This window comes from Streptomyces sp. NPDC023723 (assembly GCF_040639815.1).
In the GTDB taxonomy this organism is placed as follows: domain Bacteria; phylum Actinomycetota; class Actinomycetes; order Streptomycetales; family Streptomycetaceae; genus Streptomyces.
Window position 1 is genome coordinate 38,303 of record NZ_JBFAAP010000049.1, and the last position, 15,605, is coordinate 53,907.

A 15,605-nucleotide genomic window follows, 5' to 3' on the forward strand; every position below is an offset into this window, starting at 1 on the left:
TGGTGGACCCGTCTGTTTTGCGAACTCGTGAACTCGTCGGCGATCTTCTTGACCGGCGTTCAGTCCGGCTGGAAACGTGCTGATCACACCCCCCGCCACGCTTCCTCCGATCCCTTGGGGTACCCGCATGCCCGAAATATCCCGGCGCGTCTTCGGTGGCCTGGTCGGCGGCGGCGCGGTGACCGCCGTCGCCGGCGCGTCCGCCGCCTCCGCCGAGGCCGCCACGCCCACCGAGCACCCGTTCCAGGCCCGGACCGCCGCCGGCCGCTCCCGCAGCCGCCCCAACATCCTGTTCATCCTCGGCGACGACCTCGGCTGGGCCGACCTGTCGTCCTACGGCGCCCCGCACATCAGAACGCCGAACCTGGACCGGCTCGCCGCCCAGGGCGTCCGCTTCACCGACGCCTACTCGGGTTCGGCGACCTGCTCCCCCACCCGGTTCAGCCTCTACACCGGCCGCTATCCGGGCCGCACGGCGGGCGGACTGGCCGAGCCGATCGGCGACCTCACCCACGGCCTGGAGCCCGGCCACCCCACCCTGGCCTCCCTCCTGAAGAAGGCCGGGTACGCCACCGCCCTGATCGGCAAGTGGCACTGCGGCTTCCTGCCGGACTACAGCCCCACCCGGTCCGGCTGGGACGAGTTCTTCGGCAACTTCGGCGGCGCGCTGGAGTACTTCTCCAAGCTGGGGCAGCTCGGCGAATACGACCTCTACGAGGGCGACGCCGAGTACAAGGACCTGCGCTACTACACCACGGTGCTGACCGAGCGGGCCGTCGAGTACGTCTCCCGCGACCAGGACACGCCCTGGCTGCTCAACCTCAACTTCACCACCCCGCACTGGCCGTGGCTCAGCGCGGACGACGCCGAGACCGGTGCCGAGATCGCCGCGAAGATCCGGGCCGGCGGCGGGGTGAGCGCGCTGCTGCACAACGACGGCGGCTCGGTGGCCAAGTACAAGGAGATGGTGGAGAACCTCGACGCCGCCGTCGGCAAGGTGCTCACCGCGCTGCGCCGGGCCGGCCAGGAGGACGACACCCTGGTCGTCTTCGCCAGCGACAACGGCGGCGAGCGCTTCTCCTACCTGTGGCCGCTCAGCGGCGCCAAGTCCGAACTGCTGGAGGGCGGCATCCGGGTGCCGACCATCCTGCGCTGGCCGGCCGCGATCGACGCCCGCCAGGTCAGCCACGAGCCGGTGTACTCCCCCGACTGGACGGCGACCCTGCTGGAACTGGCCGGCGCCCGCGCGGACCCGGCGTACCCACTGGACGGGAAGAGCCTCGCCGGGTACCTGCTGCGCGGCGAGGACGTCCCCGAGCGCGACCTGTTCTGGCGGGTGCGGGGCAACCGGGCGCTCAGGCGCGGCGACTGGAAGTACTACCAGGACGCCGACGGCAAGGACCACCTCTACGACCTCGCCGCCGACGCCCGCGAACAGGCCGACCTGGCGGCCGACCGGCCCGAGCTGCTGGCCGAGCTGAAGGCGGCGTGGGAGAAGGTGAACGGCACGCTGCTGCCGTATCCGGCGTCCTGACCCCGCCGGGCGTGCCTCCGTACGCCCTGCGTGCCGACGGAAACTCGATGGGCAGTGTCAGTGGTGAACCGTAGGCTCGCTGCTGATGACCACGAAACCTGCATCCCCCGCGGAACGGTCCGCCGAACGGTCCGCCGTGCGGACCCTGCTGCGGCTGTGGCCGTTCGTACGGCCCGTGCGGGCGCGGCTGTTCGGCGCGGCGTTCGTCGCCGTGCTCGCCTCCTGCGTGGCGCTGGTCATTCCGCTGGTCCTGAAGTGGATGGTGGACGGCCCGGTCGCCGGCCGGGACCCGGCCGGGGTGTGGCTCGGGGCGCTGTACCTGCTGCTCCTGGGGCTGGCGGAGGCGCTGCTGTTCGGGCTGCGGCGGTGGCTGGTGGCCCGGCCGCTGTCGCATGTCGAGGCGGAGCTGCGGGCCGCGCTGTACCGGCGGCTCCAGCGGCTGCCGGTGGCCTTCCACGACCGGTGGCCCTCGGGACAGTTGCTGTCCCGGGGCACCACGGATCTGATGCTGCTGCGCATGTTCCTCGCCTTCCCGCTGACGTTCCTGCTGGTCAACGGGGTGACGATGCTGGTCGGCGTGGTCATCATGCTGGTGCAGGACTGGACGCTGGGGCTGGTGATCCTGGGGCCCGCCGTCCCGGTGGTCGTCACCTGCTCGGTGTTCGAGAAGAAGTACTCCGACGTGGCGCGGCGGGCACAGGACCAGGTCGGGGACCTGACCACGGTGGTCGAGGAGAGCGTGCTCGGCATCCGGATCATCAAGGGGTTCGGGCGCCATCGCAGCCAGGCGCGGGCATTCGGGGAGCTGTCCCGGACGCTGCGCGGGACGGAGCTGCGCAAGGCGCGGCTGCTGGCGGCCATCTGGGCGGTGATCGTGACGCTGCCGGAACTGGCCGTCGGGGCGGCGCTGGTGGTCGGGTCGGTGCAGGTGGCGGACGGGCGGCTGTCGGCGGGGACGCTGGTGGCGTTCCTGTCGACGGCGCTGGCGCTGCGCTGGCCGATCGAGTCGATCGGGTTCCTGCTGGCGATGAGCCAGGAGGCGGCGACGGCGACGGAGCGGTACTTCGAGGTGATGGACGAGGAGCCGGAGTCCGCCGGCGGACGGGCCGCCGAGCCGGTGCCCGCACCGGCTGCCCGTGCGGAGCCGGGGCTGCGGTTCGAGGGCGTCCGGTTCCGCTACCCCGACGCCGCCCCCGACGCCCCGCCGGTCCTCGACCGCGTCGACCTCCACATCCGCCCCGGCGAGTCCCTCGCGCTGGTCGGGGCCACCGGCAGCGGCAAGACCACGCTCACCGCACTCGTCCCCCGGCTGCACGAGGTGACCGAGGGCCGGATCACCCTGGACGGCACCGACATCACCGCGCTGCCCCGCGAGGAGCTGCGCGCCCTGGTCGCCGTCGCCTTCGAGGAACCCACCCTCTTCTCCGCGAGCGTCGGGGAGAACGTGCTGATGGGGGCCGGCGCCGACGCCGGGGACGCCGAGCTGGACCGCGCCCTCGGCATCGCCCAGGCCGGCTTCGTCCGCGCGCTGCCCGAGGGCACCGCCACCCAGGTCGGCGAACAGGGCCTGAGCCTGTCCGGCGGCCAGCGGCAGCGCCTCGCGCTGGCCCGCGCGGTGGCCGGCCGGCCCCGCTTCCTGGTCCTGGACGACCCGCTGTCCGCCCTGGACGTGCACACCGAGGCCGCCGTCGAGGCCGCCCTGCGCCGGGTGCTGGCGGACACCACCGCGCTGATCGTGGCCCACCGGCCCTCCACGGTGCTGCTCGCCGACCGCGTCGCCCTGCTCTCCGGCGGCCGGATCACCGCCGTCGGCACCCACCACGAACTGCTGCGCGGCAACGCCGAGTACGCCCACCTGATGTCGGGGGCAGGGGAGGACGACGACCGATGACGGCGCCCACCACCACCGCACCGCCCACGGACGGCCCCGAGGGCCCCCGCCCGGACCCGGGCGACGCCTTCGACCGCGACGTGCTGCCCACCCCGCCCGGCGCCACCGCCGCCCTGCTGCGCTCCCTGCTGGCGCCGATGCGCGCCCGGGTCGCCGTCACCACCCTGCTGCTCCTGCTCCAGCAGGCGGCCGTGCAGGCCGGCCCGCTGCTGGTGGCGTACGCCATCGACCACGCCGTACCGGCGCTGCGGGCCGCCGACCACGGGCCGCTGATCGCGGTCGGCGCCGGCTACCTGCTGTGCGCGCTGGCCGGCGGCGCCCTCCAGTACGCCTTCATCGGCGCCGCCGCCCGCGTCAACCAGGACGTGCTGCTCGACCTGCGCGGCCGGATCTTCCGCCACGCGCAGGCGCTCAGCGTCGACTTCCACGAGCGGTACACCTCGGGCCGGCTGATCTCCCGTGCCACCACCGACGTGGAGTCGCTGCGCGAGCTGCTCAGCGAGGGCCTGCAGGAACTGGTCACGGTCGTCCTCTCCTTCGTCTACATCGCGGCGCTGCTGCTCTGGCTAGACCTCGGTCTGGGCGCCGTCGCGGTCGCCTCGTTCGGGCCGCTGTACGCGCTGGTGCGGTCCTACCAGCGGCGGGCGGGGCGGGCGTACCGCAAGCGGTCGACGGCGATCGCGGCGGTGATCGTGAAGTTCGTGGAGACGATGAACGGCATCCGGCCGGTGCGCGCCTTCCGCCGCGAGGCGGTCAACGACGCCGGCTTCGCCGTGCTGAACGGGCGGCACGAGCGCAGCAACGGCGACGCGCTCCTCGAGATGGCCCGCTATGTCACCGGTTCCCGGCTGGTCGCCAACACGGCCGTCGCGGGCATCGTGCTGTGGGGCGCCCACCGGGTCGCGGACGACACCCTGGCGCTCGGTGTGCTGGCGGCGGCGGTGCTGTACCTGCGCCGGCTGTACGACCCGATCGACCGGCTCGGCATGTTCCTGAACTCCTACCAGTCGGCGGCGGCCTCGCTGGAGAAGATCGCCGGTCTGCTGGCCCAGGTCCCGGCCGTGCCGGAGCCGGCGGCGCCGAGGGAACTGCCGCCCCCGGCCACCGCCCTGCCCGGCCGCGAGGTCGTCTTCGACGGGGTCGCCTTCGGCTACCGCACCGGCGGCGAGGTGCTGCCCCGCTTCGACCTGACCGTCCCCGCCGGGCAGACCGTCGCGGTCGTCGGCTCCACCGGCGCGGGCAAGTCGACCCTGGCCAAGCTGCTGGCCCGGTTCTACGACCCGACCGCGGGCCGGGTGCTGCTGGACGGCACCGACCTGCGCGACCTGGCCGTGCCCGAACTGCGGCGCGGGGTGGTGATGGTGACGCAGGAGGCGTTCCTGTTCTCCGGGACGGTCGCCGAGAACATCGCCCTCGGCCGCCCGGAGGCGACGGCCGAGGAGATCGAGCGGGCCGCGAAGGCGATCGGCGCGCACGACTTCATCGCCGCGCTGCCGGACGGCTACGCCACCGACGTCCGCAAGCGCGGCGGCCGGATCTCCGCCGGTCAGCGCCAACTGGTCGGGTTCGCGCGGGCGCTGCTGGCCGATCCGGCGGTGCTGATCCTGGACGAGGCGACCAGTTCGCTGGACGTTCCCGGGGAGCGGGCGGTGCAGCGGGCGATGGGCACGGTGCTGCACGGCCGGACCGCGGTGGTGATCGCGCACCGGCTGTCGACCGTGGAGATCGCCGACCGGGTGCTGGTGCTGGAGCACGGCCGGATCGTGGAGGACGGCAGCCCGGCCGAGCTGACCGCGGGGACGGGCCGGTTCGCCGATCTGCACCGGGCGTGGCGGGACAGCCTGGCATGAGGGCACGGCGACGGGGACCGCGGGGGCACGGATGATCGACGCGTACGAGGAGCCCGGCCGGCCCGACGTCCGGGGCGGCTGGCGGTACCTGCGGTGGCTGGTGGCCCGGCAGCCGGGCCGGTGCGCGGCGGGGGCGCTGCTGGCCAGCGTCTGGATGGTGCTGCTGGCGGCCACCCCGTATCTGATGGCCCGGGCGGTCGACCACGGCCTGGAACCGGGTGACCTGGGCGCGCTGGCGGCCTGGACGGGGGCGCTGACCGCCGTGGGGGCGTTCAACGCCTGGGTGGGCATACTGCGCCACCGCGCGATGACCCGGGTCCGGATGGACGCCAACTTCCGCACGGTCAAGCTCGTCGTCGGGCACGCCACCCGGCTCGGCGCCCGGCTGCGCGGGCAGGTGGGCGCCGGGGAGGTCGTCACCATCGGGGTGGGCGACGTGCAGACGATCAGCCAGTCGCTGACGGCGGTGGGGCCCGGCGTCGGCGCGGTCGTCGCCTACGTGGTGGTCGGCCTCCTGATGGTGTCCGTGTCACCGCGGCTCGCCCTGGTGGTGCTGATCGGCGTACCGGTGCTGGGGGTGCTGCTGGGGCCGCTGATGGGCCGGTTGCAGGGCCGGGAGGCCGAGTACCGGGAGCGGCAGTCCGTGCTGACCGCGCGGATCGCGGACCTCGCGGGCGGGCTGCGGGTGCTGAACGGGCTGGGCGGCAAGGGCCTGGTCGCGGACGCCTTCCGCCGGGACTCGGCGCGGCTGCGCGCCCAGGGCTACCGGGTCGGCGCGGTGACCAGCTGGATCCAGGCCCTCGGCGTGGGGCTGCCGACGCTGTTCCTGGCCCTGGTGACCTGGCTGGGCGCCCGGCAGGCCGCGCAGGGGCAGATCACCGTGGGCGAACTGGTCTCGGTGTACGGGTATGTGGTGGCGCTGGGCTGGCCGGTCGCGTTCCTCATCGAGATGGGGTACCAGCTCAGCCGGGGTGTGGTGGCCGCCCGGCGGGTGGTGGCGTTCCTGCGCCTGGCGCCCGAGCCGGCCGGCGGCACCGCCGACGCCCCCGCCGAGCCGGCGGCGCTGGCGGACCTGGCCTCCGGTGTCCGCGTGGCGCCGGGCCGGTTCACCGCGCTGACCTCGGCCCGGCCGGCCGACCTGGCCGAGGTCACCGACCGGCTCGGCCGCTACGGCCGCACCGACGTCACCTGGGGCGGCGTACGGCTGGATGAGATTCCGCTGCCCGTGGTCCGGGACCGGGTGCTGGTCGCCGACCACGAGGCCGACCTGTTCGCGGGGCCGCTGCGCGAGGTGCTGGCCGGGCGGCGGACCGCCGAGGACCCGGGCGTGCTGCGGGCGGTGCGCGCGGCGGCCGCCGACGACATCGTGCGGGCGCTGCCCGACGGGCTCGACGCGCCGGTCGACGCGCAGGGCCGCAGCCTGTCCGGCGGGCAGCGGCAGCGGGTCCGGCTGGCCCGGGCGCTGCTGGCCGACCCCGAGGTGCTGCTCGCGGTGGAGCCGACGTCGGCGCTGGACGCGCACACCGAGGCACTGGTGGCGGACCGGCTGCGGGCCGCCCGCGCGGGCCGGACCACCGTGGTGGCCTGCACCTCCCCGCTGCTCCTCGACCGGGCGGACGTCGTGCACTACCTGGTCGACGGCAAGGCGGTGGCCAGCGGCACCCACCGCGGACTCCTCGGCGCCGAGCCGGGCTACCGGGCGCTGGTGGCGCGGGACACCGGTGAAGCCGACGAAGCCGACGAAGCGGAAGAGGCTCTTCGATGACCTCGACGGAGGGCGGGCGGCTGCCGGTCGCCGGCCGCGCCGATGTACGCCGGGCGGCGGCCGGACTGGTGCGGGCCGACGCCCGGCCCTTCGCCTCGGTACTCGCCCTGAACGCGCTGGCCGCGCTGGCCGCACTCGCCGGACCGTGGCTGCTGGGCCGGATCGTCGACGAGGTGCGGGCCGGCGCCGAGGTGGCCGTCGTGGACCGGATGGCGCTGGCCATCCTGCTCTGCTCGCTGGCGCAGTTGCTGCTGGCCCGCTGGGCCCGTTACGTCGGCCACCGCTTCGGCGAACGGACCCTGGCCCGGGTCCGGGAGCGCTTCGTGGACCGGGCGCTGGCGCTGCCCGCCTCGGTGGTGGAGCGGGCCGGCACCGGCGACCTGACCACCCGGGGCACCGCCGACGTCACCGCCGTCGGCGCCACCTTGCGGGACGCCGGTCCCGAGCTGCTGGTCAACGCGGTGCAGGCGCTGTTCCTCACCGTCGCGGTGTTCGTCCTGGACCCGCTGCTCGGCGCGGTCGGCGTGCTGGGCCTGCTGCCCGTCTGGGGCGCGCTGCGCTGGTATCTGCGCCGGGCCCGCGCCGGATACCTCGCCGAGGGCGCCGCCAACTCCGACGTCGCCGAGGTGCTGGCCGCCACGGTGGCCGGGGCCCGCACGGTGGAGGCGTTCGGCCTGGCCGGGCGGCGGATCGCCGCGAGCCGCGACGCGCTGGAGGTGTCCCGGCGGACCCGCCTGCACACCCTGTACCTGCGCTCGGTGTTCTTCCCGGTGGTGGAGTTCTCCTACGTCCTGCCGGTGGCCGCCGTACTGCTGATCGGCGGGGTGCTGCACACCCACGGGGCGGCGAGCGTGGGGACGGTGGTGGCCTGCGCGGTGTACCTCCAGCAGCTCGCCGGGCCGCTGGACGAGGTGCTGGTGCGGCTGGAGCAGCTCCAGGCCGGCGGCGCGTCGTTCGCCCGGGTGGAGGGGCTGGCCCGGGCGCCGCGCGCCGCACCGGACGGCTCCCCGGCGCCGGCCGGCGACCGGATCGACGTGACCGGGGCCCGCTACGCCTACGACCGGGGCGGCGAGGTGCTGCGCGGGGTGGACCTCACCGTGCGGCCGGGCGAGCGGCTGGCGGTGGTCGGGCCGTCCGGCGCGGGCAAGACGACGCTGAGCCGGCTGCTGGCGGGCGTCGACACGCCGACCGCCGGCGCGGTGACGGTGGGCGGGGTGCCGGTGCACGGCCTCGGCCCGGAGCGGCTGCGCCGCCAGGTCGTCCTGGTCACCCAGGAACACCACGTCTTCCTGGGCACGGTCCGCGACAACCTGCTCATCGCCGAACCGTCCGCCACCGACGACCGGCTCTGGTCCGCGCTGGCCGCCGTCGGCGCCGACACCTGGGTACGGGAACTCCCGGCCGGCCTCGGCACCGAGCTGGGCACCGGCGGCCACCGCACCGACGGCTCCCAGGCCCAGCGGCTCGCGCTGGCCCGGGTGGTGCTGGCCGACCCGCACACCCTGATCCTCGACGAGGCCACCGCCCTGCTCGACCCGACCACGGCCCGGCACACCGAGCGCGCCCTGGCCGCCGTACTCGAGGGCCGGACCGTCATCGCGATCGCGCACCGGCTGCACACCGCGCACGACGCCGACCGGGTGGCCGTGATGGAGGACGGCCGGCTCACCGAACTGGGCACGCACGACGAACTGGTCGCGGCCGGCGGCGCCTACGCCGCGCTGTGGCACTCCTGGCACGGACCCCGGTAGGCGGGTGCCGGTGCCGCGCCCGGACGGGCCCTTAGTCTTGGGACCCATGTCCTTCACGTACGACGCCGTCGGCGCGACCCGGGAGCAGGACCGCTGCCCGCCCGGCTTCCATTCCCTGCATGTCCGCACCCGTCTCGGGGAGGGCGAACCGGTCTTCCGGCGGGCCGCCCAGGCGCTGCTGACCTGGGAGTTGCACCGGGCGGTGGGGGTCGGCCTGGACACGGGCGCGGACCGGGCCGCGCCCGGTGTCGACGTCACCGTCACCCTGGCCGGCATGATCAAGGCGCCCTGCCGGGTGGTGTGGACGGTGGAGGAGCCCCGGCGCGCCGGGTGGGCGTACGGCACGCTCGCCGGTCATCCGGAGTGCGGCGAGGAGTCCTTCGTGGTGGACCGCACGGGTGACGGCACGGTCTGGCTGACGGTGACCGCCTTCAGCCGCCCGGCCAAGTGGTACACCAAGGCGGGCGGCCCGGCGGCCCGGGGCCTGCAGCACGCCTACGCCCGGCGCTGCGGCAAGGTGCTGCGCGAACTGTGCGGACCCGCCGCCGAGGACTGACGGGTCCGCGCGCTCAGGGCGACGCGGTCAGGCCGAGGTCGAAGGCGTCGCGGGCGCGCTCGATCGCCGGCAGCTGGGCCGCGGCCCAGCCGAGCAGCACCTCGACCGGATGCCGGAGGGTCTTGCCCAGCGGGGTGATCCGGTACTCGACGGCGACCGGGCGCGAGCTGAGCAGCACCCGCTCGACGATGCCGTTGCGTTCGAGCCGGCGCAGCGTCGCGGTCAGCGACTTCTGCGTCACCGCGGGCACGGCCCGGCGGAGTTCGTTGAACCGGCGGGGACGCTCGCACAGTTCGTTGAGGACGTCCAGTGACCACTTGTCCAGCACCTGGTCGAGCAACTCCCGGTGCGGGGCGGTGATCCGCAGCTCACCGACGGGTTCCGGCACGGTATCCATGCTGATACTTGGTCTCCTTGAAGTGTCCTTCGTGCACCAGGTAGCAAAGGTATACCTACCGTTCCGGTCCGAGGAGACCTTGATGCCCGTTCGCCGCTTCACCCCCGACGGCATGCTGCGCCCCACCCCCTACGACCACGTCGCCGTCGGCACCGGCACCCGGCACGTGCACGTCAGCGGCCAGATCGCGCGGACCGCGGACGGCACGCCGGTCGCCCCGGGCGATCTCGCCGGGCAGGTCGCGCAGGCGCTGCGGAACACCGCGACGGGGCTGGCGGGCGCCGGGGCGACCTTCGCCGACGTGCTGCGCCTGACCTTCTACGTCACCGCCTGGGCGCCGGAGCGGATGACCGCTTTCCTGGCGGGGGTCGAGCAGGTCGCCGGGGAGATCGGGCTGCCGCGCCCGATGCCCCCGGCCTCGCTGATCGGGGTCGACCACCTCTTCGAACCCGATGTGCTGGTCGAGGTGGAGGCCACCGCCCTCACCGGCTGACGCCCGGCGCCGGCGGCGAGGGCGGCGTCCGGGTCACCGCATCAGCAGCCCCGCCGCCTCCACCAGCTCCCCCGACGGCACCGCGACCAGGCCCAGTTCGGCACCGGAGGCCAGCAGCGGGTGGGCGGGCAGGATGCGGACCGTGTAGCCGAAGGTGCCGGTGCGGTCCAGGGCGAGCGGGCCCTCGTAGGCCCAGCGGCCCTCCAGGTCGGGTCCGCCGACCGGTTTCAGCGGCACCGCCGTCGCCCCGGTGATCCGGTCCTCGGAGTCCACCCGGCCGGAGACCGCCTGCACCTCCACGTCGTCCGGGGCCAGTTCGCCGAGGTCCACCCGCACCCGCAGGCCCAGGGTGGAACCCAGTTCCGCGGTGGCGGTGGCGGCGGTGGTCTCCACGTGGTCGACGCTCACCCCGTGCCAGGCGGCCCGCAGCCGGGTCTTCCACTCGGCGAGGTCGCGCGCCGCGTCCGGGCCCATCGCGCGGTGCGCCGCCGCGGCGGGGGCGTACAGCCGCTCCACGTACTCCCGGACCATCCGCCCGGCCAGCACCTTCGGTCCCAGCAGGCTCAGCGTCTGGCGGACCATCTCGATCCAGCGGTCCGGCAGCCCGGACTGGCCGCGTTCGTAGAAGCGCGGGGTGATCCGCTGTTCCAGCAGGTCGTAGAGGGCGGCGGCCTCTATGGCGTCGCGCCGGTCCGGGTCGGTGCCGGCGCCGTCCGCGGTGGGGATCGCCCAGCCGAAGTCGGGCTGGAACCACTCGTCCCACCAGCCGTCCAGCACGGACAGGTTGAGGCAGCCGTTGAGCGCCGCCTTCATCCCGGAGGTGCCGCACGCCTCCAGCGGCCGGAGCGGGTTGTTCAGCCAGATGTCGCAGCCCGGGTAGAGCTTCTGCGCCATCGCCATGCCGTAGTCGGGCAGGAAGACGATCCGGTGGCGTACCCGCGGGTCGTCGGCGAACCGGACCAGTTCCTGCACCAGCCGCTTGCCGCCGTCGTCCGCCGGGTGCGCCTTGCCGGCCACGACGATCTGGATCGGCCGCTCCGGGTGCAGCAGCAGGTCCATCAGACGGTCGCGGTCGCGGAGCATCAGCGTCAGCCGCTTGTACGAGGGGACCCGGCGGGCGAAGCCGATGGTGAGGACGTCGGGGTCCAGGACGCCGTCGATCCAGCCGAGTTCCGCCGTGCCGGCGCCGCGCTGCCGCCAGGAGGCCCGCAGCCGCTCCCGTACCTCGGTGACGAGCTGTTCGCGCAGGGTGCGGCGCAGCTCCCAGATGTCCTCGTCGGGGATGTCGCCGACCGCGTCCCAGCGCTCCGAGCCGCCGACGGTCAGCGCGTCCTCGGTGCGCTGCACGCCGATCTGCCGGGCGCCGAGCCGGAACACCTCGGGTGCGACCCAGGTGGGCGCGTGCACCCCGTTGGTGACGGAGCTGATCGGTACCTCGTCGGCGTCGAAGCCGGGCCACAGACCGGCGAACATCTCCCGGCTGACCCCGCCGTGCAGGGTGGAGACGCCGTTGGCGCGCTGGGCCAGCCGCAGGCCCATCACCGCCATGTTGAACAGGTTGGGTTCGCCGCCGGGGTAGGTCTCCATGCCGAGCCGCAGGATGCGCTCGACGTCGATGCGGGGCAGTTCGGCGCCGGGGCCGAAGTGCCGGGCGACCAGCTCGCGGTCGAAGCGGTCGATGCCGGCCGGGACCGGGGTGTGGGTGGTGAAGACGGTCCCGGCGCGGACCGCTTCGAGCGCCGGGTCGAACTCCGAGCCCTGGTCGCACAGCTCCGCGATCCGCTCCAGGCCGAGGAAGCCGGCGTGTCCCTCGTTGGTGTGAAAGACCTCGGGCTCGGCGTGTCCGGTGAGCCGGCAGTACGTCCGTACCGCCCTGACCCCTCCTATGCCGAGCAGCATCTCCTGGAGGAGCCGGTGCTCGCTGCCGCCGCCGTACAGCCGGTCGGTGACGCCGCGTTCGCCGAGGTCGTTCTCCTCGACGTCGGAGTCGAGCAGCAGCAGCGGGACCCGGCCGACCTGGGCCAGCCACAGACGGGCCCGCAGTTCCCGGCCGCCGGGCAGCGCGAGGTGCACCTGGGCGGGGCTGCCGTCGGCCTCCTTGAGCAGGCCGAGCGGCAGTTCGTTGGGGTCGAGGACCGGATAGTGCTCCTGCTGCCAGCCGTCCCGGGACAGGGACTGCCGGAAGTAGCCGTGCCGGTAGAGCAGGCCGACGCCGATCAGCGGCACGCCGAGGTCGCTGGCGGCCTTGAGATGGTCGCCGGCCAGGATGCCGAGGCCGCCGGAGTACTGCGGCAGCGCGGCGGTGATGCCGAACTCGGGGGAGAAGTAGGCGACGGCGGCGGGCAGCCTGGCGGGCTGCGCCTGGTACCAGCGGTCGCCGGTCATGTAGTAGTCGAGGTCGTCGGCGACCGCGGTGAGCCGGCGCAGGAAGCGGCGGTCCTCGGCCAGCTCGGTGAGCCGGGCCGGGCGGACGGTGCCGAGCAGCCGCACCGGGTCGCAGCCGGAGGCCACCCAGCACTCGGGGTCGACGGACTGGAACAGGTCGCGGGTCTCCGCATGCCAGGACCAGCGCAGATTGCGCGCCAGGTCGCTCAGGGGCCGCAGGGGGTCGGGGAGGACGGGACGGACGGTCAGTCGGCGGATCGCCTTCACATGCCACCTCAACGCGATCGCTGGATTGACGCGGTGTGTACCGCGCCGTCCCTTCCGACGGTACCGGCGACCCGGCGGCCGTCGTGGGGGCTTGGCCCGGGGACCGCCCGATCGGCCGGAACGGCGCCGCCGTCCACCGCCGGACGGACTACCCGCACCGCATCTCCCGATATGGCTGATTCCACCCCGCTGGGCCGTCTTGTGACACTTCATGACACACGAGAGGCTGCGGACGTACGGGGCGGCCCCCGGGGAGGGCGGGCCGCACGCCGGGGTCGAGGAGGGGGACGCACCATGTCACGCACGCGCACGCCGCGTCCGCGCACGGCGGGGGCCCTGGTCGCGGTGGGCGGTGCCGCGGCGCTTTCGGCCACGGCCCCGCCCGCGCGGACCGCACCGGAGGGCCGGATGCTCGGCGCCGGGGCAGCCGGCCCGGTGAGCGGGAGTTGCCTGGTGACACTCAAGGGGGAGGTGCAGGCGGCCCCGGCCGCCGGACAGCGGCTCGCCGAAAAGCGCGGGGCGGGAATCAGCCGCCTCTACGGCACGGTACTGAACGGATACGACGGCACCTCGGTGTTCTGGGCCACCGAGGTGCCGGCGGAGCGCACCCAGCGGAACCCGCCGTCCCGGGGCCCGGACCGCGTCGGCCAGCGGAGCCTGCCGGAGCCTGCGCCGGACCGCCGCCGCACCGCACCCGCGAGCGGCGGCAAGGGCGTGCCGGTGCATGCCATCGACACCGCCGGGCGCACCGCGCACCAGGGCTTCGGCTCCCGGGCGAGCCGCGGCTACGACTTCGCCGGCCGGGACCGCACCGCCCGGGACGGCGACGGGCACGGCACCCATGCCGCGGCCACGGTGGCCGGACCGGCGTACGGCGTGGCCGGGAAGGCCCGGGTGGTCGCCGTCCGGGTGCTCGACGGCGACGGCGCCGGCACCACCGCCCGGGTCGTCGCCGGCATCGACCGGGTCACCCGGCACGCCCGCGGACCCGCGGGCGCCCACCTCGGTCCCCGCGGTCCGCGCGACAGCCGGCTCGGCGCCGCCGTCCGCGCCCCGGTCGCGTCCGGCGTCACCCACCCGGTCGCCGCGGGCAACGCCCGGCGCCCGGCGCCCGGATGCTCCCCCGCCGGGCTGCCCACGGCGCTCACGGCCGGCGCCACCGACCGGACGGACACCAGGGCGCTCTTCGCCAACTGCGGGCCGGCCGTCGGCCTGTTCGCCCCGGGCGTGGCCAACACCTCGGCGTCCACCTCGGCGTCCCGTGCGGGCGACACCACGCGGGCCACTGCCTCCGGTACGTCGACGGCGCCGCCGCGCCCGGCCGGCCATCCGCGCGCCGGGCCGGCCCAGGTGGTCAAGTCGCGGATCGCGGGGGCCGTTTCGGGCCAGGTGTCCGGCCGCGGCACGGCGTCGCCGAACCGGCTGCCGCACATACCCCGTGCACAGGTCCCGCGGACGGGACCGGTCCGGTGCGCGCGAAGACACCGCAGTACGCGCGAGTAGTTAACAAAGTGCCGGATTGCCCACCCGGAGAGTAGGGGAAGGCTCTCGCGGTATACGCCTCAGGTAGGACTCCGTCAGGACCCCCCGCACGGCCCACCTCCCCACAGTCATCCGCCCACCCTTCGTTGACGCGGACAGGAGCGGTCATGCCCGCCACGCACCACCAGCCAGCACCCCCCACCGTGCCCGGCGCCCCACCCCACGGCGCCGCGCCACCCCGCGCCGACGGCCCACCGGTCGTCGGCCGGATCCCCGTACTGGACGTCCACCCGGTGGTCCAGCACGGGCGCCGGCCCGCCAAGGCGGTGACCGGCGAAACGTTCCTGGTCTCGGCCACCGTGTTCCGGGAGGGACACGACGCGGTCGCCGCCAACGTCGTACTGGCGGACCCCGAGGGCCGGCCCGGGCCGTGGACCCCCATGCGGGAACTGGCCCCCGGCACCGACCGCTGGGGCGCCGAGGTCGCCGCCGACAGGCCCGGCCGGTGGACGTACACCGTCGAGGCGTGGGGCGATCCCGTCACCACCTGGCGGCACCACGCGCGCATCAAGATCCCGGCCGGCCTCGACACCGCCCTGGTCCTGGAGGAGGGCGCCCGGCTGTACGAGCGGGCCGCCGGACAGGTGCCTCAGGAGGCGGACCGGCGCGAGGTGCTCGCCGCCGCCGAGGCGCTGCGGGACGAGACCCGTCCGGCCGCCTCCCGGCTGGCGGCGGCGCTGACCCCCGAGGTGGACGCGGTGCTCGCCCGCTTCCCGCTGCGGGAGCTGGTCACCTCCTCGGACCCGATGCCGCTGCTGGTGGAACGGGAGCGGGCGCTGTACGGCGCCTGGTACGAGTTCTTCCCGCGCTCCGAGGGCACCCCGGAGCGTCCGCACGGCACCTTCCGCACCGCCGCCCGGCGGCTGCCGGCCATCGCCGCGATGGGCTTCGACGTCGTCTACCTGCCCCCGGTCCACCCCATCGGCACCACCCACCGCAAGGGCCCCAACAACACCCTGTCCGCCGGGCCGGACGACCCCGGGGTGCCCTGGGCGATCGGCTCCCACGAGGGCGGGCACGACGCCGTCCACCCGGACCTCGGGACCATCGAGGACTTCGACCTGTTCGTGGCCGAGGCCCGGGAACTGGGCCTGGAGATCGCCCTCGACTTCGCGCTCCAGTGCTCGCCCGACCACCCCTGGGTGCACAAGCACCCGGAGTGGTTCCACCACCG

General features: G+C 74.9%; 11 protein-coding genes. 9 read left to right on the plus strand and 2 right to left on the minus strand.

Features of this window, described 5'->3' with window-relative positions; genetic code table 11:
- The first annotated feature begins 127 nt into the window (after window positions 1-127).
- The 6 genes from AB0G32_RS32605 (at window position 128) to AB0G32_RS32630 (ending at window position 9,347) form a co-directional block, all read left to right on the plus strand.
- Window positions 128-1,534 carry a sulfatase-like hydrolase/transferase gene (locus AB0G32_RS32605; RefSeq protein ID WP_361171628.1) on the plus strand — a complete coding sequence of 469 codons (1,407 nt, stop codon included), beginning with the start codon at window positions 128-130 and terminating at the stop codon, window positions 1,532-1,534.
- Window positions 1,535-1,619: 85 nt separating this feature from the next.
- Window positions 1,620-3,425: an ABC transporter ATP-binding protein gene (locus AB0G32_RS32610; RefSeq protein WP_361171631.1), complete on the plus strand. Its 1,806-nt coding sequence runs from the start codon at window positions 1,620-1,622 to the stop codon at window positions 3,423-3,425.
- Window positions 3,422-5,275 carry an ABC transporter ATP-binding protein gene (locus tag AB0G32_RS32615; RefSeq protein WP_361171634.1) on the plus strand — a complete coding sequence of 618 codons (1,854 nt, stop codon included), beginning with the start codon at window positions 3,422-3,424 and terminating at the stop codon, window positions 5,273-5,275. Before AB0G32_RS32610 ends, AB0G32_RS32615 begins: the two co-directional genes overlap by 4 nt.
- A gap of 31 nt (window positions 5,276-5,306) precedes the next feature.
- Window positions 5,307-7,040, plus strand: a complete 1,734-nt coding sequence (locus AB0G32_RS32620; RefSeq protein WP_361171637.1) for an ABC transporter ATP-binding protein — start codon at window positions 5,307-5,309, stop codon at window positions 7,038-7,040.
- Window positions 7,037-8,791: an ABC transporter ATP-binding protein gene (locus AB0G32_RS32625; RefSeq protein ID WP_361171640.1), complete on the plus strand. Its 1,755-nt coding sequence runs from the start codon at window positions 7,037-7,039 to the stop codon at window positions 8,789-8,791. Before AB0G32_RS32620 ends, AB0G32_RS32625 begins: the two co-directional genes overlap by 4 nt.
- A gap of 46 nt (window positions 8,792-8,837) precedes the next feature.
- Window positions 8,838-9,347 (plus strand): DUF1990 domain-containing protein, encoded by a 510-nt coding sequence (locus AB0G32_RS32630; protein ID WP_361171643.1) that lies wholly within the window; start codon window positions 8,838-8,840, stop codon window positions 9,345-9,347.
- Between the two features lie 13 nt (window positions 9,348-9,360).
- On the opposite strand, the gene AB0G32_RS32635 is transcribed toward AB0G32_RS32630, so the two are convergent.
- Entirely contained in the window at window positions 9,361-9,744 is a 384-nt protein-coding gene (locus AB0G32_RS32635; protein WP_361171646.1) for a helix-turn-helix domain-containing protein, read from the minus strand.
- 82 nt (window positions 9,745-9,826) lie between these two features.
- Between AB0G32_RS32635 and AB0G32_RS32640 the strand changes: the two genes are divergently transcribed.
- On the plus strand, window positions 9,827-10,237 hold the full coding sequence (locus tag AB0G32_RS32640; RefSeq protein ID WP_361171649.1) for a RidA family protein: 411 nt from the start codon (window positions 9,827-9,829) through the stop codon (window positions 10,235-10,237).
- A 33-nt stretch (window positions 10,238-10,270) separates the two neighbouring features.
- On the opposite strand, the gene AB0G32_RS32645 is transcribed toward AB0G32_RS32640, so the two are convergent.
- Window positions 10,271-12,889: a glycosyltransferase family 1 protein gene (locus tag AB0G32_RS32645; RefSeq protein WP_361171652.1), complete on the minus strand. Its 2,619-nt coding sequence runs from the start codon at window positions 12,887-12,889 to the stop codon at window positions 10,271-10,273.
- A 294-nt stretch (window positions 12,890-13,183) separates the two neighbouring features.
- On the opposite strand from AB0G32_RS32645, the gene AB0G32_RS32650 reads away from it, so the two are divergent.
- On the plus strand, window positions 13,184-14,392 hold the full coding sequence (locus AB0G32_RS32650; RefSeq protein WP_361171655.1) for a S8 family serine peptidase: 1,209 nt from the start codon (window positions 13,184-13,186) through the stop codon (window positions 14,390-14,392).
- A 146-nt stretch (window positions 14,393-14,538) separates the two neighbouring features.
- Window positions 14,539-15,605: maltotransferase domain-containing protein (locus tag AB0G32_RS32655; RefSeq protein ID WP_361171658.1), on the plus strand; the 1,067-nt coding region annotated here is incomplete at its 3' end.